This is a genomic window from Enterobacter sp. HNDS-6, from assembly GCF_039850505.1.
GTDB lineage: Bacteria > Pseudomonadota > Gammaproteobacteria > Enterobacterales > Enterobacteriaceae > Enterobacter > Enterobacter kobei.
This window is the reverse complement of the sequence record NZ_CP156673.1, coordinates 2,080,141-2,101,921: the sequence shown is the minus strand read 5'-3', so window position 1 is coordinate 2,101,921 and position 21,781 is coordinate 2,080,141. Positions and strand designations below refer to the sequence as shown.

Below are 21,781 nucleotides of genomic sequence, written 5' to 3'. Positions count from 1 at the left end.
AGCATGCTTAACATCGTTTTATTCGAACCAGAAATTCCGCCGAATACCGGCAATATCATCCGCCTGTGTGCCAACACCGGCTTTCGTCTGCACATCATTGAGCCGATGGGCTTTACGTGGGACGACAAGCGTCTGCGTCGCGCGGGGCTGGATTACCATGAATTTACTGCCGTCGTGCGCCATCATGATTACGCCGCGTTTCTGGAAAGCGAAAAGCCGCAGCGCTTGTTCGCCCTGACCACCAAAGGCACGCCAGCACACAGCGCCGTGAGCTATCAGGACGGTGACTATCTGATGTTTGGCCCGGAAACCCGCGGCCTGCCAGCCACGATTCTGGATGCCCTGCCCGCTGAGCAGAAAATCCGAATTCCGATGATGCCGGACAGCCGCAGCATGAACCTGTCGAACGCGGTGTCGGTGGTGGTGTATGAAGCATGGCGCCAGCTGGGGTACCCGGGCGCCATTCTCAGAAGTTAAATGCCGTCGCCATACTCAAACGTATGGTGGATACCGTTGAAGTGCTGATCCATATCCATGGACGGCTTATCGCTGTCTGGTTTGCCGACGATACGCGCCGGTACGCCAGCCGCGGTGGTGTGCGGCGGAACCGGCTGGAGCACAACCGACCCTGCACCAATCTTCGCGCCGCGTCCGACTTCGATATTGCCGAGGATTTTGGCACCCGCGCCAATCATCACCCCTTCACGAATTTTCGGATGGCGATCGCCGCTGGTTTTACCGGTACCGCCAAGGGTAACCGACTGCAGGATCGAAACGTCGTCTTCAATCACCGCCGTCTCACCCACAACAATGCCGGTGGCGTGGTCGAGCATAATCCCACGGCCAATTTTCGCTGCCGGGTGAATATCGACCTGGAAGGTCACGGAGACCTGATTTTGCAGGAAGATTGCCAGCGCGCGGCGGCCTTCATTCCATAGCCAGTGGCCGATGCGATACGCCTGCAGGGCGTGGAAGCCTTTCAGGTAAAGCAGAGGCGTAGAGTATTTATCTACCGCCGGGTCACGCGTACGCACGGCCTGAATATCACAGGCGGCAGAGGCGATCATTTCCGGGTCAGCGGCGTATGCCTCCTCCACCACTTCGCGGATGGCGATAGCAGGCATAATCGAGGAAGCCAGCTTGTTGGCGAGCATGTAGCTGAGAGCACTACCAAGGTTTTCGTGTTTGAGTAGCGTAGCATGGTAAAAACTGGCCAGCATAGGCTCACAGTCGGCCAGCGCCCGGGCTTCGGCTTTAATATTGTTCCAGACGATATCCAGTTCTTCACACGGCATTGCTTACTCCAGACGATAAGTTAATGACCAGCCAGTTCTGCGCTGGCTGGGTCATTCAGGTGACAATGGTTCCGACTACTTACTGCTGCGCTCGTCCTTGCGCGCACGACCTAATAAGGTCAATGCTGCCTCGCGCGCATTTTTTCCGCAATACAATACCTGATAAATTTCCTCGGTTATTGGCATTTCGACACCAAACCGGTGCGCCAATTCGCGGACTTCTTTGGTATTGCGGTAGCCTTCCACCACCTGTCCAATCTTCTCCTGCGCGCTTTTTACATCGCTGCCCTGTCCGAGCATCATGCCAAAGCGGCGGTTACGAGACTGGTTGTCGGTACAGGTCAGCACCAGATCGCCCAGACCCGCCATCCCCATAAAGGTGGCCGGATCGGCGCCCAGCGCCTCGCCAAGACGGGACATCTCGGTTAAGCCGCGGGTAATCAACGCCGTACGGGCGTTGGCGCCAAAGCCAATACCGTCAGACATCCCGGCACCGATAGCAATCACGTTCTTCACCGCACCGCCCAGCTGGACACCGATAAAATCAGGGTTGCTGTAGACGCGGAAACTCTTGCCACAGTGCAGCAGATGCTGGAGATCGTCGGCGAAAGCCTGGTCAGTCGATGCCAGCGAGATCGCCGTCGGCAGGCCAGCAGCCAGCTCTTTGGCAAAGGTCGGACCGGAGATGACCGCCAGCGGGATCGCATCACCCAGCGCTTCGCGGGCAACGTCCTGCAGCAGGCGTCCGGTTTCCGCTTCAAGACCTTTGGTTGCCCAGACAATACGGGCATCCGGGCGCATCAGCGGCTTAATCTGACGCAGCACTTCGCCAAACACATGGCTCGGGACGACAATCAGAATGTTGCGGCTGGCCGCCAGCGCGGTCGCAAGATCGCTTTCCAGGTGCAGGGAGTCAGGGAACGGAACGTCCGGGAGAAACGCCACATTGCAACGGTCGTGCTGCAGCGTGGCGATATGTTTTGGATCGTGGCCCCACAGGACCACGTCGTGACCATTTCTTGCCAGCGTGATGGCAAGAGCGGTGCCGTATGAGCCGGCACCGATCACAGTCATTGAAGCATTAACAGTGCTCATCAGGCATCCTGATGTTGTTCAGCACCTTCGCCAGCTTGCTGCTGCAGATAGTTCATGAACAGCGCATCAAAGTTAACTGGCGCAAGGTTCAGTTGCGGGAATGTACCGCGAGAAACCAGGCTGGTGATGCATTCGCGCGCATACGGGAACAGGATGTTCGGGCAGTATGCACCCAGGCAATGCGCCATCTGGTTGCCTTCGATGCCGCCGATGGAGAAGATACCGCCCTGCTGTACTTCACACAGGAACGCGGTTTCTTCGCCCAGAGAGGCGGTCACGGTCACACGCAGTACAACTTCATACACGTCATCTGCCAGTTGGGTAGATGCGGTATCCAGATCAAGTTTAACCTCTGGCTGCCAGTCTTTCTGGAAAACGTGCGGCGCATTTGGCGCTTCAAAAGAGACATCTTTCGTGTAGATGCGCTGGATCTGGAAAATCATTTCATTATTGCTTTGTTCTGACATGGAAAAACCCTTTTTAATTGTCCTAAAGTCTCTTAGCTCAGCAGCGGATCGAGTCCACCACGGGCGTCGAGCGCATACAAGTCATCACAGCCGCCAATGTGCTGCGCATCAATAAAAATCTGCGGAACCGTCGTACGACCACTACGTTGGATCATCTCTTCACGTTTAACCGCGTCACCGTCGATCGGCAGTTCCTTGAACGTGACGCCTTTGCTGTTCAGCAGCGCTTTCGCACGGTGGCAGAACGGGCACGTCGCTTTGGTGTAGATCTCAATATTGGCCATGACTGAACTCCTTATTTACCGCGAACCAAAGGAAGATTTTCCCCGCTCCAGCCGGAGATCCCTTCTTTCAGTACCGTTACATTTTCGAAGCCCGCTTTATAAAGCGCGCTGGCAGATTCTTGCGCCTGCATGCCGGTTGCATCAACAACGATAATTGGCTGGGCTTTGTGTTTTTCAAGCTCACCCACGTTGTTCGCTTTGATTTCAGCTGGCAACAGGTTGATTGCGCCTGCAATGTGACCTTTACGGAAATCGTCACGCTGACGCAGATCGACAACGACGGCATCTTCTTTGTTGATCAGACGCGTCGCTTCACCACGGGTGATAACCTTAATCTTAGACGTCAGGCTCTTAAATGTGGTGAACAGCACAGCAGCCAGCAGGCCAATCCACGCGATGCTCAGAACCGGATGGCGGCTAACGAATTGCATAATTTCTTGCATGGAGGGTAACTACTCCCGACTAAGTGATAAAAAAACCAGGACAGGAGTATACCTGTGCGTTCTGGCAAATACAGCCAGCGACCCTAACCTAATCCATTTTCTGCGGCATGCCACCTAAAAAAATGCCTCAAAATGGTCCGGTCAGCGCCTTGCCCCTGCGCTTTCTTTGATCTTCTGCGGCTATTTGATCGATTCAGCTGTAGTAAAATTACGCAAATTTTGACTCTTGAGCATGAGGTTGTTGCAATGTCGGTTTCTAAAAAACCTATGGTACTGGTGATTCTGGATGGCTATGGCTACCGTGAAGACAGCCAGGATAACGCTATTTTCAGCGCAAAAACCCCGGTGATGGATGCGCTGTGGGCGAAACGTCCCCATACCCTGATCGACGCATCCGGTCTGGAAGTCGGTCTGCCTGACCGCCAGATGGGCAACTCCGAAGTCGGTCACGTTAACCTGGGCGCGGGCCGTATCGTCTATCAGGACCTGACCCGTCTGGATGTCGAAATCAAAGAACGCACCTTCTTCGCGAACCCGGTTCTTTGCGGCGCGGTAGATAAAGCCGTTGCGGCAGGTAAAGCCGTGCACATCATGGGCTTGCTCTCCGCGGGCGGTGTACACAGCCACGAAGATCACATCATGGCGATGGTTGAACTGGCCGCCGAGCGTGGTGCAGAAAAAATCTATCTGCACGCCTTCCTGGATGGTCGCGATACGCCACCGCGCAGCGCAAAAGGCTCTCTGCAAGCCTTCGAAGAGAAATTTGCCGCACTGGGCAAAGGCCGCGTCGCCTCCATCATTGGTCGTTACTACGCCATGGACCGCGACAACCGCTGGGATCGCGTTGAACAGGCCTATGACCTGATGACCCTGGCAAAAGGTGAGTTCCAGTTCGCGACGGCCGTTGAAGCCCTGGAAGCCGCTTATGCACGTGATGAAAACGATGAATTCGTGAAAGCGACCGTGATTCGTGCTGAAAGCCAGCCCGATGCCGCCATGGAAGATGGCGATGCGCTGATCTTCATGAACTTCCGCGCTGACCGCGCGCGTGAAATCACCCGTGCTTTCGTCAACAGCGACTTCGACGGTTTTGCCCGTAAGAAAGTGGTAAACCTCGACTTCATCCAGCTGACCGAATACGCGGCAGACATCAAAGCCCCATGCGCGTATCCACCAGCCTCGCTGGCTAATACCTTCGGCGAGTGGATGGCGAAGAATGACAAAACGCAGCTGCGTATTTCCGAAACCGAAAAATATGCGCACGTGACCTTCTTCTTTAACGGCGGCGTGGAAGAGCCGTTCAAAGGTGAAGAGCGCATTCTGATCAACTCACCGAAAGTCGCGACTTACGATCTGCAGCCAGAGATGAGCTCTGCTGAGCTGACTGAAAAACTGGTCGCGGCCATCAAGAGCGGCAAGTACGACACCATCATCTGTAACTACCCGAATGGCGACATGGTCGGTCATACCGGCGTGATGGAAGCCGCCGTGAAAGCGGTTGAAGCACTGGATCACTGCGTTGAGCAGGTTGCAAAAGCGGTTGAGTCCGTAGGCGGTCAGTTGCTGATCACCGCTGACCACGGTAACGCGGAACAGATGCGCGACCCGGCAACGGGCCAGGCGCATACCGCTCACACCAACCTGCCTGTTCCGCTGATTTATGTCGGTGATAAATCACTGAAAGCAGTGGAAGGCGGCAAGCTTTCTGACATCGCGCCAACCATGTTGTCGCTGATGGGTATGCCGATCCCTGAAGAGATGACTGGTAAGCCGCTGTTCATCGTGGAATAATCCCTCCCCATGAGGGGAAAGGCGATTTTTTCAATCACATGGGTCGTGAAGCCGCTTAGGTTATCAGTCAGACCCCTGCTTTGCGCCAGCGCACTCAGCGCTGGCGTATTGCTGTGCGCCGCATCCGCCCACGCGGACGATCGCGACCAGTTGAAATCCATTCAGGCGGATATCGCCGCTAAAGAGCGTGCGGTACGCCAGCAACAACAGCAACGCTCCGCCCTGCTCGCCCAGCTTAAGCAGCAGGAAGAAGCTATTTCGGCCGCAGCCCGTAAGCTCCGTGAAACGCAAGATACCCTCGCTCAGTTGAATAAACAGATCGACGAGATGAACGCGTCGATTGCCAAACTGGAGCGCCAGCGTGATGCACAGGAGCGCAATCTTGCCGCACAGCTTGATGCCGCTTTCCGACAGGGTGAACACACCGGTCTTCAGTTGATCCTCAGCGGTGAAGAGAGCCAGCGCGGTCAGCGTCTGCAGGCCTACTTCGGTTATCTGAACCAGGCGCGTCAGGAGACCATTGCGCAGTTGAAACAGACGCGTGAAGAGGTCTCCACCCAAAAAGCTGAGCTGGAAGAGAAGCAGAGTCAGCAGCAGACGTTGCTCTACGAACAAAAAGCGCAGCAGGCGAAACTTGAGCAGGCCCGTAACGAGCGCAAGAAAACCCTTTCCGGTCTTGAGTCCTCCATTCAGCAAGGTCAGAGCCAGCTGAGTGAAATGCGTGCCAACGAATCAAAACTGCGTAACAGTATCGCCCGTGCCGAAGCCGCGGCGAAAGCGCGTGCCGAAAAAGAGGCCCGCGAGGCACAGGCTGTCCGCGACAAGCAGCAGGAAGCCTCCCGCAAAGGTACCACCTACAAGCCAAGCGAAAGCGAACGTTCCCTGATGTCGCGTACCGGCGGTCTGGGTTCCCCACGCGGTCAGGCCTACTGGCCCGTTCGCGGTACACTTCTGCATCGTTATGGCGAACAGCTGCAGGGTGAGCTACGTTGGAAAGGGATCGTTATCGGTGCGTCTGAAGGTAGTGAAGTGAAAGCCATTGCCGATGGACGAGTGATTCTGGCCGACTGGCTGCAGGGTTACGGTCTTGTGGTAGTGGTTGAGCACGGTAAAGGCGACATGAGTCTTTATGGCTACAATCAGAGCGCACTGGTCAGCGTTGGCACACAGGTGCGCGCAGGCCAACCCATCGCCCTTGTGGGCAGCAGTGGCGGTCAGGGCCGCCCGTCACTCTATTTCGAAATTCGTCGTCAGGGTCAGGCGGTCAATCCACAGCCGTGGTTGGGAAGATAAGTTTTGCTTCAATTTCGTCGAATGGTTCTCTCCGTCGTCAGCGCGCTGGCGCTGGCTGCACCGGTATACGCAGGTAAACTCGCGATTGTGATTGATGACTTCGGTTATCGTCCGCACTATGAAAATCAGGTGCTGGCGATGCCGCCAGCCATCTCTGTCGCCGTCCTTCCGAATGCGCCTCACGCCCGTGAGATGGCGACCAAAGCCCACAACAGCGGACATCAGGTCCTCATCCATCTGCCGATGGCACCGCTCAGTAAACAGCCGCTGGAAAAAGATACGCTTCGTCCGGATATGAGCAGCGATGAGATCGAGCGCATCATCCGTGACGCTTACAACAACGTGCCGTATGCCGTTGGCCTGAACAACCATATGGGTAGCGCGATGACCTCCAGCCTGTACGGCATGCTAAAAGTGATGCGGGCGCTGGAACGCTACAACCTCTACTTCCTCGACAGCATGACCATCGGCAACAGCCAGGCGATGCGTGCCGCTCAGGGAACGGGAGTGAAGGTGATCAAGCGCAAGGTGTTCCTGGATGATACTCAGAACGAGGCCGACATTCGCGTGCAGTTCAATCGCGCCGTGCAGCTCGCCCGACGCAATGGTTCAGCCATTGCCATCGGCCACCCGCATCCTTCTACGGTGCGCGTTTTACAACAGATGTTGCCGACCTTGCCACCAGATATCACACTGGTACGTCCGAGCGATCTGCTCAATGAGCCGCAGGTCGATACGTCTCGCCCGGGTAGCGCACAACCACCCGCAACGCAGCCGCGTAACCCGTTCCGTGGCGTGAAGAATTGCAAGCTGAAACAACCGCCTGAACCGGTGCATGCAACCCGCTTCTTCGCGGTCATCAGCGAAAGCGTGAGCCAGAGTACGCTGGTGCAATACTTCCAGCACCAGTGGCAGGGATGGGGTAAGAAAGTATCAGTGAGCCATTCTCAGTGACAGGCGATTAAGGTAGAAAAATGCCGCAGCGACACAAAATTCTGCTCCTCGATACCGGTAAAGAATGGGGAGGAGGCACCAACAGTATGCTCGAACTTCTGAAGCGCATTAACCGCGAAAAGTTCGATATTACCTGTTGTTTTTACAGTGACTACAGCCGGGCCGAAGGGCAAACCATCGGCCAGGTGCTGAACAGTATTGGCATTCCCTTAATTGTCATCCCTCAACATAAGCAGCCCGCATGGGCGAAGATTGCCAAAGAATTGGGACGTAGCCTGCTGTTTTTCTCCCGCAGCGCCCGGAAGGCATTTACACGTCATGTTGATACGCTCTGGCGTATTCGACCCAACGTTAGCAAAATCGAGACGATTTTCAGGGATGGCGGTTTCGATACGCTTTATATGAACAACCAGCCGGGCTCTAACGAAGAGGGTTATCTGGCAGGTGCAAACGTGCATGCGCGGATAATCCAGCACTGTCGAATTGAACCTGTTTTGACCCCGCCGCTGGTGAAGCTGGTGAATACCCATGCCACAAAAATCATCGCCGTCTCACATGGCGTAGAACGCGTGTTAGTTCAGCATGGGGTCCGACCCGAGCTGTGTACGACGGTCAACAATGCCATCGACATCCATCAGCCTTTACCCGACCGACGCGCGATGCGTAATCGCCTGAACATTGATGACGACACGTTCGTGTTCGGCAGCATTGGCTCATTAATCCCTCGCAAAGCCAACCACCACACGCTGGAAGCGCTGGCACAATTCAACCAGAAACATCCCGAGGCGAGGTGGAAGATGGTGCTGGTCGGTGAGGGGGCTGAACGCGGTGCGTTGGCGGCACAAGCTGATGCGCTGGGTATTGCTGAGCATGTGATTTTCACCGGTTTCCAGAACACGCCTTTTGACTACCTCGCGACCTTTGACGCGTTTATTCTGGCCTCGCAGAGCGAAGGCTTGCCCCGCGTCGTGCTGGAAGCGATGCTGCTGAATATCCCCGTCATTGGCTCAAAGGTGACCGGCACGGCAGAATTGATCGATCATGCATCGACCGGGCTGCTTTTCCCGTGGAGCGATGTGTCGCAACTTGCTCAACACCTGGATAATATCTGGCAGGATCCCGATCTGCGCACCCGGCTCGCCGCCGCTGCGCATCAGAATGTCTGCAACGTGTATGCCATTGAAAGCTATGTTAACGGTGTCGAGGCCGTTCTTGGCGCGCAATAACCAAACGAGAAGAACATGTTTAAATTCCTGAATGCTCGCTACCGCCACATCACCGGGCGACATAACATTCCCTACGCTTCCCTTCCGGTCACGCGCGATCTCGTGGCGGTTGACTCTATCGTGATCCCTTGCACCGGTGCGGATTTCGTCGAAGAGGCGTTATTGTCCGCGACCTTTGCAGAGCGATATGCCACCGACGTCAGCGAGATTGTGATTGTCAGCGATCAACCAGAATCCGCGTTTGGCAATCTGCCGCCGAAAACCCGCATAGTGACCCTCGACCTACCAAAACGTGAAGAAGGTTATCGCTACAAGCAGATCTACCTTAGCCGCCTGGTGAAGCTTAACGCCCCGCTGCAGGCGCGCGGTGAAGGCGTATTGATGATCGATTCCGATCTCAACCTGCTGAAGATGCCAGAAATCAACATGGCCGAGATGCACATCTACTCCAGCTTCCGCCAGGGCAAAATGATTGCCAAGCTGGACGGCGCGCCAGCGGAGAAAGTCCCGGCGTATTACAAAGAGACGGTGCGCCCGTATCTGGTTGATCATGTTAACGGTGCGTTTCTTGCGGCCACTAAAAAGACCTGGCGCCGTATCTGCCCGCTGTGGCTCACGCTGTTCCAGGATACCTGGGAACTGATGGAAGACACACAACCGCCGACGGATCAGCTGCCGCTCGCCGCGCTACTGGACATGCTGGATTTAAAAACGGTTAACCTGGGCGACTGGATGAACTGGCCGGTGTCCAAGAAGATTGGCGGACAGGAAGCCGTTGTGCCGAAAGAGGTGATTGGTGCGCACGGTGGTTTTCCGCTCTCAGAATGGCAAAAGTATCTTGAATCACCTGAAAACAAACTGTTGTTCAAAGGTCAGGACTATACCCGCAAGGTGCGTTACCTGACGGACGAAGAGAAAAAAAATCAGTAAAAAAAGGGGCCGCTGGCCCCTTTTTGATTACTTATCCCAGCTCAGGATCACTTTCCCAGACTGGCCTGAACGCATCGCGTCAAAGCCTTTCTGGAACTCATCAACTGAGAAGCGGTGAGTAATAATCGGGGACAGATCCAGACCAGACTGAATTAATGCCGCCATCTTGTACCAGGTTTCGAACATCTCACGGCCATAAATGCCTTTGATGAATAGCCCCTTGAAGATGACCTTGTTCCAGTCGATAGACATATCTGACGGCGGAATACCCAACATCGCGATACGGCCACCGTGATTCATGGTGTCGAGCATGGTGCGGAACGCCGGCGGCGCACCGGACATCTCCAGACCTACGTCAAAGCCTTCGGTCATGCCCAGCTCTTCCATCACGTCGGTCAGACTCTCTTTGGAAACATCCACCGCGCGGGTGACGCCCATTTTACGCGCCAGCGACAGACGGTATTCGTTCACGTCGGTGATCACCACGTTACGCGCGCCCACATGCTTCGCCACGGCTGCCGCCATAATGCCAATGGGGCCCGCGCCAGACACCAGCACATCCTCACCCACCAGGTCGAAGGAGAGTGCCGTGTGTACCGCGTTACCGAACGGGTCAAAGATGGAGGCCAGATCGTCAGAGATATTGTCCGGGATTTTGAACGCGTTAAACGCCGGGATCACCAGGTATTCCGCGAAGCAGCCCGGGCGGTTTACGCCCACGCCAATGGTATTACGGCACAGGTGCGTACGCCCGCCGCGGCAGTTGCGGCAGTGGCCGCAGGTGATATGGCCTTCACCGGAGACGCGGTCGCCAATCTGGAAGCCTTTGACTTCCTGACCAATGCCAACCACTTCACCCACATATTCGTGACCGACAACCATCGGGACCGGAATGGTTTTCTGTGACCACTGATCCCAGTTGTAGATGTGAACGTCAGTACCGCAGATGGCGGTTTTACGAATTTTGATCAGCAGATCGTTATGACCGACTTCCGGCTCCGGCACGTCGGTCATCCAAATCCCTTCTTCCGCTTTCAGTTTGGATAACGCTTTCATCACACGTCCTCAGGCAATTACGCCCAGCTGTTTGCCGATGCGGGTAAAGGCTTCCACCGCACGTTCAATTTGTTCAGGCGAATGCGCCGCAGACATCTGGGTACGGATACGCGCCTGGCCTTTTGGTACCACCGGGAAGAAGAACCCGGTGACGTAAATCCCTTCTTTCTGCAGTTCACGAGCAAATTTCTGCGCCACGACCGCATCACCCAGCATCACCGGGATGATGGCGTGATCGGCACCGGCAAGGGTGAAACCTGCGGCGCTCATTTTTTCACGGAACAGACGGGCGTTCGACCACAGGCGGTCGCGCAGCTCAGCGCCGGACTCCACCATCTCCAGTACCTTGATGGAGGCGGCAACAATGGCCGGCGCCAGGGAGTTGGAGAACAGATACGGGCGGGAGCGCTGACGCAGCCATTCAACCACCTCTTTACGCGCAGCGGTATAACCACCGGACGCGCCGCCGAGCGCTTTGCCCAACGTACCGGTGATGATATCCACGCGGCCCATCACGTCACAGTATTCGTGGGAACCGCGGCCATTTTCGCCGACAAAACCGACCGCGTGAGAGTCATCGACCATGACCAGCGCGTCGTATTTATCCGCCAGGTCACAGACACCTTTCAGGTTAGCGATCACACCGTCCATGGAGAACACGCCGTCGGTGGCGATCAGCACGTGGCGAGCACCCGCTTCACGGGCCTCTTTCAGGCACGCTTCCAGTTCAACCATGTCGTTGTTGGCGTAGCGGAAACGCTTCGCTTTACACAGGCGTACGCCGTCGATGATGGAGGCGTGGTTCAGGGCGTCGGAGATAATCGCATCTTCTGCGCCAAGCAGGGTCTCAAACAGACCGCCGTTGGCGTCGAAGCAGGAGGAGTAGAGAATCGCGTCTTCCATTCCAAGGAAGCTCGCCAGCTTTTGTTCAAGCTGCTTGTGGCTGTCCTGGGTACCGCAAATAAAGCGTACGGAGGCCATACCGAAACCGTGGGTATCCATGCCGTTTTTCGCTGCGGCAATCAGCTCAGGGTGATTCGCAAGACCTAAGTAGTTGTTCGCACAAAAGTTGATCACGTGGCTGCCGTCGGCAACGGTGATGTCCGCCTGCTGAGCAGACGTGATAATACGCTCTTCCTTGAACAACCCTTCCGCACGTGCGGTGTCGAGGTCGCTGTTTAACTGTTTGTAAAAATCACCACGCATTGCAATTCTCCAGACTCGGCAAATTTCGGGACATATTACCCAAACCTATAGTTCATGACGAGATGACGCAGTATCTCTTGTCGTTTTTGCAGCATAAATCACGTGTACCCCTACCGCATATCGGTGAATGGCTGAAGACAGGGCATTGTGATGATATGATAGAAACATTAGCGTTCGGGATTGTCCCCGGACTCCACACTTCAAAGGTTACCGTTATGATCATCGTTACCGGCGGCGCAGGCTTTATCGGCAGCAATATTGTTAAGGCTCTCAATGACAAAGGCATCACCGACATCCTGGTGGTGGACAACCTGAAAGATGGCACCAAGTTCGTTAACCTGGTGGATCTGAACATCGCTGACTACATGGATAAAGAAGACTTCCTTATCCAGATTATGGCAGGTGAAGAGTTTGGCGAGATTGAAGCCATTTTCCACGAAGGTGCGTGCTCATCCACCACCGAGTGGGACGGCAAGTACATGATGGACAACAACTATCAGTACTCCAAAGAGATCCTTCACTACTGCCTGGAGCGTGAAATTCCGTTCCTGTACGCCTCTTCTGCTGCCACCTACGGCGGGCGTACCTCAGACTTCATCGAATCCCGCGAATACGAGCAACCGCTGAACGTCTACGGTTACTCCAAATTCCTGTTCGACGAATACGTGCGTCAGATTCTGCCAGAAGCGAACTCCCAGATTGTCGGCTTCCGTTACTTCAACGTCTACGGGCCGCGCGAAGGGCACAAAGGCAGCATGGCGAGCGTGGCATTCCACCTGAATACCCAGCTGAATAATGGCGAAAGCCCGAAACTGTTCGAAGGCAGCGACGGCTTTAAGCGCGACTTCGTCTACGTGGGCGATGTGGCTGCAGTCAACCTGTGGTTCTGGGAAAACGGTGTGTCCGGCATCTTCAACCTGGGGACTGGCCGCGCGGAATCCTTCCAGGCAGTGGCAGACGCGACGCTGGCGTACCACAAAAAAGGCAGCATTGAGTATATTCCGTTCCCGGATAAGCTGAAAGGCCGCTACCAGGCGTTCACCCAGGCAGACCTGACTAACCTGCGTAAAGCTGGCTACGACAAGCCGTTCAAGACCGTTGCCGAAGGCGTAACGGAATATATGGCCTGGCTGAACCGCGACGCGTAAGTATGAGAATTCTGGTGATCGGCCCGTCATGGGTGGGCGACATGATGATGTCGCAAAGTCTCTATCGCACGCTCAAGGCGCGCTATCCCCAGGCGATAATCGACGTGATGGCACCCGCGTGGTGCCGTCCGCTGTTATCGCGTATGCCGGAAGTGAACGAGGCGATCCCGATGCCGCTCGGCCACGGTGCGCTGGAAATCGGCGAACGCCGCAAGCTCGGCCATAGCCTGCGCGAGAAGCGCTACGATCGCGCGTATGTCCTGCCGAACTCTTTCAAATCTGCCTTAGTGCCCTTCTTTGCGGGTATTCCGCACCGTACCGGCTGGCGCGGTGAAATGCGCTACGGCCTGCTGAACGACGCGCGGGTGCTGGACAAAGAGGCCTGGCCGCTAATGGTGGAGCGCTACGTGGCGCTGGCCTACGACAAAGGCGTGATGCGCAGTGCGAAAGATCTGCCGCAGCCGCTGCTCTGGCCGCAGCTTCAGGTTAATGACGGCGAGAAATCCCAGACCTGCAACGCGTTTGGTCTTTCGTCTGAACGCCCGATGATTGGCTTCTGCCCTGGTGCGGAGTTCGGTCCGGCAAAACGCTGGCCGCACTATCACTATGCGGAGCTGGCAAAACAGCTGATCGACGAAGGCTATCAGATTGTGCTGTTTGGCTCGGCAAAAGACCACGAAGCAGGCAATGAAATTCTCGCCACGCTCAGCACAGAGCAGCAGGCCTGGTGCCGAAACCTGGCCGGGGAAACGCAGCTCGAACAAGCTGTTATTCTGATCGCCGCCTGTAAAGCCGTGGTGACCAATGATTCCGGCCTGATGCACGTCGCTGCCGCGCTGGACCGCCCGCTGGTCGCGCTGTATGGTCCAAGCAGCCCGGACTTCACGCCGCCGCTGTCGCACAAAGCGCGCGTCATTCGCCTGATTACCGGCTACCACAAGGTGCGCAAAGGCGATGCCGCAGAAGGCTATCACCAGAGCCTGATCGACATCACGCCGCAGCGTGTTCTCGAAGAACTCAACGAACTGCTGTTGAGCGAAGAAGGGTAACGGATGCGGGTATTGATCGTTAAAACCTCCTCTATGGGTGATGTTCTGCATACGCTGCCTGCGCTGACGGACGCGATGCAGGCCATTCCGGGCATCCGTTTTGACTGGGTGGTGGAAGAAGGCTTCGCGCAGATCCCTACCTGGCATGAAGCAGTAGACCGCGTGATCCCGGTGGCCATTCGCCGCTGGCGCAAAGCATGGTTCTCCACACCGATTAAAGCCGAGCGCACCGCCTTCCGCGAAGCGGTTCAGGCGCAGCGTTACGACGCGATCATCGACGCGCAGGGGCTGGTGAAAAGCGCCGCGCTGGTGACGCGTCTGGCACACGGCGTAAAGCATGGCATGGACTGGCACTCCGCCCGCGAGCCGCTGGCGAGCCTGTTCTATAACCGTCGCCACCGTATTGCAAAACAACAGCACGCGGTGGAGCGTACCCGTGAACTGTTTGCCAAGAGTCTTGGCTATGTAAAACCGGAATCCCAGGGCGACTACGCCATTGCGCAGCACTTTTTGCGCAATACAGACCCCTGTACTCAGCCTTATCTTGTCTTCCTCCATGCCACAACGCGCGACGATAAACACTGGCCGGAAACGCACTGGCGAAGACTGATTGAACTAATGCAACCTACCGGGATCCATATTAAACTGCCCTGGGGCGCTGAACATGAGCGACAGCGTGCAGAACGTCTGGCCTCCGGTTTTTCGCACGTTGAGGTATTGCCCAGACTCACGCTGGCGCAGGTGGCCGCAGAGCTGGCGGGGGCGAATGCCGTCGTTTCCGTGGATACAGGATTAAGCCATTTAACCGCAGCGCTGGATCGCCCGAATATTACGATATTCGGCCCGACCGATCCGGGTCTGATTGGGGGCTACGGCAAAAACCAGCACCAGATGGTCAGCCCAACGCAACACACGAAGGATATTAGCGCAGATGCTATTTTTTCATTTTTACAGGGCAGCCATCGGCTTTCTGACAGGGATATTTAACCCATGAGTTATGTATTTCTGCTGATTTTACTCTTTCCGGTGAAACTCATCCGAAAGCTGTTTCGCAAAGACACAGGTAAAAACCTGGTTATTCAGACAGCAAAAATCGGCGATTTTGTTAATGCAACGCCCCTTCTGGCATACCTGCAAAAAAGCGACGTACTTATTAGTCGCAGCGTAGGTGCACTGGCGAAGCATGATGAGACGATCGACGAGATTTTTTTCATCGAACAGCATAAGCGTAACCTGTGGCGAAAGCTCTGCTTTGCCTGCCGGATCATGAACCGCTATGACAATGTGTATCTTCTGCAGCCTAACAGCGTAAATCTTTTTTTTGCCTCCGTTTGTAACGCCAAAAACAAACAGTTCTTAAGCACATACACACGCAGGTGGTATCACGGAATTTTCTATGCAACGGCAGACGGCACCGTTGAACACGGCAAAAAGACATTGTCGGTGACTAACTATCTCAAGCTTGCCGACCGCACGCTGACCTGGAAAGACTCACCAAAGCACGCCACCAGACCACTTTTTAAACCCGCGACATATCCGGCAATCCTTGATAAACCCGGCGTGATCCGCATTGGCATCAGTATTGCCGCAGGAAATAAAGCGAAAACCGTCCCGCCGGGCATCTGGAAGCGGATTGCCGATCATCTCGCCGACCTGCCCTGCGAGTTTTATGTGTTTGGCGCCCCGAACGAACAATCGTGGATGGATGATATCACCCGCGCGTATGGCGAATTGCCCAACTTCATCAATCTGATTGGCAAAATTTCGCTTGAAGAACTCCCGTGGGCCATTTCAAAAATGAATTGTTATATCGCGTCCGACTCAGGAAATGTCTACGTTGCCGACGCGGTGGACGTGCCGGTAATCTTACTGTTTGGACCCTGTTGCCACTATGAACAGCGTCCGCTTGGCAACGTACTGTTGGTTGGGAATGATGACAATATTTGCTCGTATGTTTTTGAGACTCGCTATTACTTCTCACAAAGCCGGGAAGAACTCTTCTCTGTAACAGATGAATCGTTGGACAACATTAGACATTTCATTTGCGCGTTACCAACGGCTAACGCGGCCGCATATACCGTTGATGCCCAGGGAAACTAATTGTTATGGCTTTTCTAAGCATCATTATTGCCGCACATAACGCCCAGGACACGCTTGACGCAACGCTACAAAGCCTGCAAAACGCGATTGATAATGCGGGCGATGATGTAGAAATCATTATCTTTAATGACAGTTCCAATGATTCCACACAGGATATTATTGAGACGTGGTTGCCAAAGCTTCCGAATGCGCAATCCCGATACGTTGAGTACCGTAACGTCGGTCATGTTCGAAACAGCGCACTCTCTCTGGCGTCAGGTGAGTACATTACCATGCTGGATAGCGATGACCGACTGAAACCGGGCAGCATCCGGGACGCCGTGGCATTTCTGCAAGCACAGCGGCCTGATATGCTCCTGACGCGCCTGCTGGAAATACGCGATACGCAAAAAATCACCACTGACTGGCATGGGTTCTCTCCCGTTGCTTTATCACAACACCAGGCAATAACGCGTTTCCTGCAGCATAAAGACTTTCAGGCGCACCTCATCGGGCAATTCGTTCATCGGAAGCTGTACGAAAGCAACCCGATCCCTTCAATGGTCTGTTATGAAGATTTCGCCGTGTTTCCCGGCATGCTGATGCAATCGAGTAAAATAGTCTTCCAGCGGAAGGGGCACTATTATTACATCAAACGTAACGATAGTTTATCGAGCCGTCTTGACGCCAGTAAAATCGCTACGCTTGTAGAATGCACATTACAGATGGAAAAGATATTCCCGCTATCATTCAGGCATCTCATTAATTGCCACTGGTTTGATATTTACAGTAACCATCGACAATATCTGACCGACGCGCAACTCAAACTGGTTATGCAACGAGTAAAAGCACTTTATTCGTTCTCTTTTTTCTTCTCCAGCGATGTTCGTTTCAGCTACAAAAAAAGGGTTATTGAGGCATTATGGAAAAAGTAAAACTGCGGCTCTATCAACTGACGCTTATTTTGAGCCTCATTTCGCTTGCGCTGGCGTTACTGAGCTCAGGGAAACAGCGTGAATTCTTCTATATTGCGGTTTATGCCAGCATTATCGGCCTGGCGTGCGAATATAAAAGAATCACCCTGCGCCCCTTTTCCATTGCACTGCCCATTATGCTGATTGGGTTGCTCAATCTTATCTGGTATATGACCTATGAATACCATAACGAAGGCTTGAACGCTTATAGCGATTACCTTGGCGCCAGCAAGAAATTGATTTTGGCGAGTATTCTCGTTTTCTATCTTGATCAGTTCAAATCTTATATTGATAAAAAAGCTTTTCAGAAATATTTCTTGTATGCCTCTGGTGCAGGGTTTGTCCTTGCCACTGGCTATGGCTTATGGCAAGCGTCTCAGGGTATGGGACGTATCGAAATGGCAATAAATAGAGCGACCGTGACGGCCTATGTTTACTCTGTACTGTCACTGGCGTTTGTATACAGTCTTTATCTTCAGAAAAATAGAAAGCTGTATGTGGCCGCAGGACTCACCATCTTGATATCTTATTTCGTCATTCTTTTGACGGCTACGCGCGCCGCAATGGGATTATATTTGCTCCTGGCAATTGTACTCACACTCTACCACTTCAGAAGAATCCATTTGAAATCAACGCTAATTTTCTTATGTATTGTGGCAGGTATAGTGGTTGTAAGTTACAAGCCGTTAATTCTGCCTAAGATACAACAAACACAATCTGAAATAGAACGTTATCAAAAAGGATATGATGCCACCTCACTCGGCGCACGTTTTTCTATGTGGAATGTGGGTATTCAAAATGGACTTGCCCATCCTTTGGGACAGTCAGTCGAGGACCGTGAAGTCTGGACACAGCAATATGTGAAAAATGGGCATCCACACCTCGCCGCAGCACTCAAATTTATCAGGGTACATTTGCACAACGAGTTTATTGAAAAATACTCTCTGCAGGGGATCCCCGGGCTGGTAATATTATTCTTTTTCTATATCTCGATGATCGTGTACGCACTTAAAAATAAAAATGGTCTGCTGCTGACGACCATGCTTCTTTTATTGCTCTATGGTCTGACGGACGTCATTTTGTTGAGCTCAGAGGCGCTCATCTTCTTTGTCACCGTGTTTGCGCTGAGTACACTCTTTTCACAAACCAGACAACGCCAGTAAGTGATAATGCCCGCCATGCGGGCATTATTTTTTCTTGTGTTGATAAAACTCCGCCAGCGTCATCCCCACCGTCTTGTCGGATAACCAGCTAAACAGCGCTTCCAGATCCTCGTATAACCCCTCGATCGCCGCCTCGTCCTTAAACGTAGGACTGCCCCCGGGCATAAATTCCGACGAATGGAGCATAAACTCGACGTAATCATTTCCCTGAGAAAGGCATTGCTGCGCAACCTCAATCATCTGCGACGCATTACCACCTGTCGGACGTAACCAGTTCACAGAAGGTGAGCGGTATTTACCACGAAGACGATCGTAACCCTGTTTGATCGTGTTCAGCCAGGCAGGATGTTTATACTGAATGCTCATTGGCACTTCGAGTAAAGGGCTCGTGCCCGCCCGGGAAATATCGTTAACGTCAATAAAGTAGGCACGGTCCGGAAAATGTTGGTAATCCGTCCCACCATGGCCTTGCGGAGCCCCCTTCGCATTGCGCCAGTTCACCCGTGGCGTCACCGAGCAATCAACCTGATACCCCAGCTCAATCAGTAACCTGGCATAACGGCTATCAAACGCCCAGCGCCCGGCGCGGTGGCTTAACATTTTGGTCTGGAACGTCTCTTCCAGCAGGCGGGTCATGAACAGCACTTTCTCGCGCATCACCTCGTCTGAAAATTCAATCAAATAAGGCTGCCAGCGCCAGTCATCACCCGTGAGATCGTGCTCAGGCGGGCTATTCCATGCGTGGAGGTGCATGCCCACCTCCCCCTGGCCGCGAGCGATCACGTCCCTGGCGAAGTCGATGAAAACGGGCTCGATCGCCATCTCATAGTTTGTCAGCCACACGGGCTTAAAGCCGAAACGTTCACACAGCGTCTGGAACCGGGCCAGATAGCGCGCGTTTTCCGTTTTAATGACGCGGTGGTTCTGCCAGAGATTATCGCCCTCAGTATCAATCGTGATGATAAACGCGGGTTTTTTCATAATGAGTCCGCAAGACAGGGAAGTTAGCGCTATGTTACGCACTCTCCAAACCATCAGTAAACCCTTGCTGGGAAATTCCTGAGATTATGGAGAAAGAGTGCAAGTCGCTATCAGGTCTATTAGAATTGCCAACAGTACAACGCCGATAAGATGATGATGAATAACTTACCTGACACGCCTGATTTGCGCATTTTACTGATCAAACTCCGCCATCATGGCGATATGTTATTGACCACCCCCGTCATTGATTCATTACGTCAACACTGGCCACACGCGCAAATTGATGTGCTGTTGTATGAAGAAACGCGCGACATGCTCGCCGCGCATCCGGCAATTGGCACCATTTATGGAATCGATCGTAAATGGAAGCACCTGGGCACACTCAAGCATCTACAGAAAGAGTGGCAGTTGCTGTGTGCGTTAAGGAAAAAACATTATCATCTGGTGATTAACCTTGCCGATCAGTGGCGTAGCGCTATTGTCACCCGCTTCACCGGCGCGCCGGTTCGTCTCGGATTTGCCTTTAACAAACGCAACAATGCATTCTGGCGTTTTTGTCACAGCGATTTAGTCTCCGTTGCAAATCACCAGTCTCTGCACACCGTCGAGCAAAACCTCTCCATTCTGTCTCCATTACAAGTCGCGGCGCAGCCCGCCGTCACCATGGCCTACAGCGCAGATGACTGGCACTTCGCCCGCCAACAGCTGGAGAAAAAGGGTGTGAGTGATAACTATATCGTGATTCAGCCAACATCCCGCTGGTTCTTCAAATGCTGGGATGAAGACAAAATGGCGCAAACGATTACAGCGCTGCAGCAAGATGGGCATACCGTCGTACTCACGGCCGGGCCGGATAAAAAAGAGATGGCGATGATCGATCGCATTCTCGCCGCGTCCCCGAAGATCGGCGTCGTCTCGCTGGCCGGTCAATTAACGCTGCGCCAGCTTGCAGCGCTGATCGATCATGCCTGCCTGTTTATTGGGGTTGATTCGGTTCCGATGCATATGGCCGCCGCGCTGCAGACGCCCTGCGTGGCACTCTTTGGCCCTTCCAAGCTGACGTTTTGGTCTCCGTGGCAGGTCAATGGCGACGTTATCTGGGCTGGCGACTTCGGCCCGCTCCCCGATCCGGACGCCATTGATACCAACACTAAAGAGCGCTATCTCGACGCCATTCCCGTGGATGCTGTCGTCTCTGCTGCAAAGAGATATCTGTCATGAAACACCATCGTCTGGCTATTGTGCGCCAAAAATATCGTCCTGATGGCGGAGCGGAACGGTTCGTCTCCCGCGCGCTCACCGCGTTAAGCAACCAAAATCTTGAGCTGAATGTCATCACCCGTGAATGGCAGGGAGAAAAGCAGGACGACTGGCATATCCACATTTGCGATCCGCGAAAGTGGGGCCGCATCAGCCGCGAGCGTGGTTTTGCCCATGCCGCACGTGAACTGTGGCAACAACAACAGTTTGATATTGTGCAAAGCCACGAGCGAATCCCGGGCTGTGACATCTACCGCGCAGGCGATGGCGTCCACCGCCGCTGGCTACTGCAGCGTGCACGCATTCTACCCGCCTGGCGTGCAAAGATGCTGATGGTCGATCGCTATCACCGCTATGTGATGCATGCCGAACGAGAGATGTACCAGGCACCGGAACTCAAAGCGGTTATCTGTAATGCGGAGATGATCAAACGCGAAATTGTCGAAGATTTTGATATTGACGCAAAAAAAATACATGTAATTTATAATTCTATTGATTCCAGCCGCTTCGTTCCGGCTCAGGAGGCACAACGTGCCGCGTTGCGTCAGCAATTTGGTTTGCCAGCCGATGCCGTGGTGTTCTGTTTTGTCGGCTCCGGGTTCGAACGAAAAGGCCTGGCCAGCGCCATACGGGCTATCGCTGGAACAGCGGCATGGCTGATTGTGGTTGGACAGGATAAAGCAGAACGTCGTTATCGCGATCTTGCCCGTTCACTCGGCTGCGAAGGGCAAATCCGTTTCCTGGGGATGCAAAAAGAAACGCTTCCTTTTTATCAGCTATCCGATGGTTTACTGTTGCCAACGCTGTATGATCCCTTTCCTAACGTCATTCTTGAAGCAATGGCCTGCGGTTTACCCGTCATAACTTCAGAGAGTTGCGGAGGCGCTGAATTTATTCAGCAAGGCCAGAACGGATTTTATTGCGACGCCCTTGATATCAAGACATTGAAGGAAGCGATATCCGCCATTCCTTCTCTGGAAAAAAATAACAATATGGGACGCGCGGCACGGGAACGTGTGAAAGACGCCACCCCCGAAAAACTGTCAAGTCAGCTTATTTCGCTTTATCAAAAATTACTGGATTAAAA

At 53.9% G+C, this 21,781-nt stretch carries 22 protein-coding genes; 14 read left to right on the top strand and 8 right to left on the bottom strand.

Going from position 1 to position 21,781, the window contains the following annotated elements:
* Positions 1-3 precede the first annotated feature (3 nt).
* The gene (trmL, locus tag ABFI50_RS09850; protein WP_248217214.1) at positions 4-477 is read left to right on the top strand and encodes a tRNA (uridine(34)/cytosine(34)/5-carboxymethylaminomethyluridine(34)-2'-O)-methyltransferase TrmL; all 474 of its coding nucleotides are present in this window, start codon (positions 4-6) and stop codon (positions 475-477) included.
* Here trmL and cysE read toward each other — a convergent pair.
* From cysE to ABFI50_RS09825, 5 genes are all read right to left on the bottom strand, one after another.
* Complete coding sequence (cysE, locus tag ABFI50_RS09845; RefSeq protein WP_008502718.1) at positions 474-1,295, bottom strand: serine O-acetyltransferase; 822 nt, start codon at positions 1,293-1,295, stop codon at positions 474-476. The genes trmL and cysE overlap by 4 nt on opposite strands.
* 75 nt (positions 1,296-1,370) lie before the next feature.
* Positions 1,371-2,390 carry an NAD(P)H-dependent glycerol-3-phosphate dehydrogenase gene (gpsA, locus tag ABFI50_RS09840; protein ID WP_014882009.1) on the bottom strand — a complete coding sequence of 340 codons (1,020 nt, stop codon included), beginning with the start codon at positions 2,388-2,390 and terminating at the stop codon, positions 1,371-1,373.
* Positions 2,390-2,857 carry a protein-export chaperone SecB gene (gene secB / locus ABFI50_RS09835; protein ID WP_008502716.1) on the bottom strand — a complete coding sequence of 156 codons (468 nt, stop codon included), beginning with the start codon at positions 2,855-2,857 and terminating at the stop codon, positions 2,390-2,392. The genes gpsA and secB overlap by 1 nt, the downstream gene beginning before the upstream one ends.
* Positions 2,858-2,889: 32 nt before the next feature.
* Positions 2,890-3,141: a glutaredoxin 3 gene (gene grxC, locus ABFI50_RS09830; RefSeq protein ID WP_014882008.1), complete on the bottom strand. Its 252-nt coding sequence runs from the start codon at positions 3,139-3,141 to the stop codon at positions 2,890-2,892.
* Positions 3,142-3,152: 11 nt separating this feature from the next.
* The gene (locus tag ABFI50_RS09825) at positions 3,153-3,584 is read right to left on the bottom strand and encodes a rhodanese-like domain-containing protein (RefSeq protein ID WP_014882007.1); all 432 of its coding nucleotides are present in this window, start codon (positions 3,582-3,584) and stop codon (positions 3,153-3,155) included.
* 246 nt (positions 3,585-3,830) lie between these two features.
* Between ABFI50_RS09825 and gpmM the strand changes: the two genes are divergently transcribed.
* The 5 genes from gpmM to ABFI50_RS09800 are packed head-to-tail and all read left to right on the top strand — an operon-like array spanning position 3,831 to position 9,778.
* Positions 3,831-5,375: a 2,3-bisphosphoglycerate-independent phosphoglycerate mutase gene (gene gpmM, locus ABFI50_RS09820; RefSeq protein WP_023338902.1), complete on the top strand. Its 1,545-nt coding sequence runs from the start codon at positions 3,831-3,833 to the stop codon at positions 5,373-5,375.
* A gap of 33 nt (positions 5,376-5,408) precedes the next feature.
* Positions 5,409-6,668, top strand: a complete 1,260-nt coding sequence (envC, locus tag ABFI50_RS09815) for a murein hydrolase activator EnvC (protein ID WP_230278613.1) — start codon at positions 5,409-5,411, stop codon at positions 6,666-6,668.
* Between the two features lie 3 nt (positions 6,669-6,671).
* Positions 6,672-7,622: a divergent polysaccharide deacetylase family protein gene (locus ABFI50_RS09810; RefSeq protein WP_032635331.1), complete on the top strand. Its 951-nt coding sequence runs from the start codon at positions 6,672-6,674 to the stop codon at positions 7,620-7,622.
* Between the two features lie 20 nt (positions 7,623-7,642).
* Positions 7,643-8,848 (top strand): glycosyltransferase, encoded by a 1,206-nt coding sequence (locus tag ABFI50_RS09805; protein WP_023331731.1) that lies wholly within the window; start codon positions 7,643-7,645, stop codon positions 8,846-8,848.
* A gap of 15 nt (positions 8,849-8,863) precedes the next feature.
* Positions 8,864-9,778, top strand: coding sequence for a hypothetical protein (locus tag ABFI50_RS09800; protein ID WP_014882002.1), 915 nt, complete (start codon positions 8,864-8,866; stop codon positions 9,776-9,778).
* Between the two features lie 27 nt (positions 9,779-9,805).
* Here ABFI50_RS09800 and tdh read toward each other — a convergent pair whose 3' ends face one another.
* Together tdh and kbl are read right to left on the bottom strand one after the other, a co-directional pair.
* Positions 9,806-10,834 carry an L-threonine 3-dehydrogenase gene (gene tdh / locus ABFI50_RS09795; RefSeq protein WP_014882001.1) on the bottom strand — a complete coding sequence of 343 codons (1,029 nt, stop codon included), beginning with the start codon at positions 10,832-10,834 and terminating at the stop codon, positions 9,806-9,808.
* A 9-nt stretch (positions 10,835-10,843) separates the two neighbouring features.
* A complete protein-coding gene (kbl, locus tag ABFI50_RS09790) occupies positions 10,844-12,040 on the bottom strand; it encodes a glycine C-acetyltransferase (RefSeq protein ID WP_100124601.1) in 1,197 nt (398 codons plus the stop codon).
* 215 nt (positions 12,041-12,255) lie between these two features.
* On the opposite strand from kbl, the gene rfaD reads away from it, so the two are divergent.
* Genes rfaD through ABFI50_RS09760 form a run of 6 tightly spaced genes read left to right on the top strand, consistent with a single transcriptional unit; the run spans position 12,256 to position 18,453 of the window.
* A complete protein-coding gene (gene rfaD, locus ABFI50_RS09785; RefSeq protein WP_014881999.1) occupies positions 12,256-13,188 on the top strand; it encodes an ADP-glyceromanno-heptose 6-epimerase in 933 nt (310 codons plus the stop codon).
* A 2-nt stretch (positions 13,189-13,190) separates the two neighbouring features.
* Positions 13,191-14,237 carry an ADP-heptose--LPS heptosyltransferase RfaF gene (gene rfaF, locus ABFI50_RS09780; RefSeq protein ID WP_014881998.1) on the top strand — a complete coding sequence of 349 codons (1,047 nt, stop codon included), beginning with the start codon at positions 13,191-13,193 and terminating at the stop codon, positions 14,235-14,237.
* A gap of 3 nt (positions 14,238-14,240) precedes the next feature.
* Complete coding sequence (gene rfaC, locus ABFI50_RS09775; protein WP_023336550.1) at positions 14,241-15,224, top strand: lipopolysaccharide heptosyltransferase RfaC; 984 nt, start codon at positions 14,241-14,243, stop codon at positions 15,222-15,224.
* Positions 15,225-15,227: 3 nt separating this feature from the next.
* Positions 15,228-16,337: a glycosyltransferase family 9 protein gene (locus ABFI50_RS09770; protein WP_347485953.1), complete on the top strand. Its 1,110-nt coding sequence runs from the start codon at positions 15,228-15,230 to the stop codon at positions 16,335-16,337.
* Positions 16,338-16,342: 5 nt separating this feature from the next.
* Positions 16,343-17,251, top strand: a complete 909-nt coding sequence (locus ABFI50_RS09765) for a glycosyltransferase family 2 protein (RefSeq protein ID WP_248217212.1) — start codon at positions 16,343-16,345, stop codon at positions 17,249-17,251.
* Positions 17,239-18,453: an O-antigen ligase family protein gene (locus ABFI50_RS09760; protein ID WP_248217211.1), complete on the top strand. Its 1,215-nt coding sequence runs from the start codon at positions 17,239-17,241 to the stop codon at positions 18,451-18,453. The genes ABFI50_RS09765 and ABFI50_RS09760 overlap by 13 nt, the downstream gene beginning before the upstream one ends.
* Before the next feature lie 24 nt (positions 18,454-18,477).
* Here the strand turns inward: ABFI50_RS09760 and ABFI50_RS09755 are convergent, their stop codons facing one another.
* Entirely contained in the window at positions 18,478-19,434 is a 957-nt protein-coding gene (locus ABFI50_RS09755) for a polysaccharide deacetylase family protein (protein ID WP_014881993.1), read from the bottom strand.
* Between the two features lie 150 nt (positions 19,435-19,584).
* Between ABFI50_RS09755 and rfaQ the strand changes: the two genes are divergently transcribed.
* On the top strand, positions 19,585-20,655 hold the full coding sequence (rfaQ, locus tag ABFI50_RS09750) for a putative lipopolysaccharide heptosyltransferase III (protein ID WP_347485949.1): 1,071 nt from the start codon (positions 19,585-19,587) through the stop codon (positions 20,653-20,655).
* Positions 20,652-21,779, top strand: a complete 1,128-nt coding sequence (locus ABFI50_RS09745; RefSeq protein ID WP_014881991.1) for a glycosyltransferase family 4 protein — start codon at positions 20,652-20,654, stop codon at positions 21,777-21,779. The genes rfaQ and ABFI50_RS09745 overlap by 4 nt, the downstream gene beginning before the upstream one ends.
* Positions 21,780-21,781 lie beyond the last annotated feature (2 nt).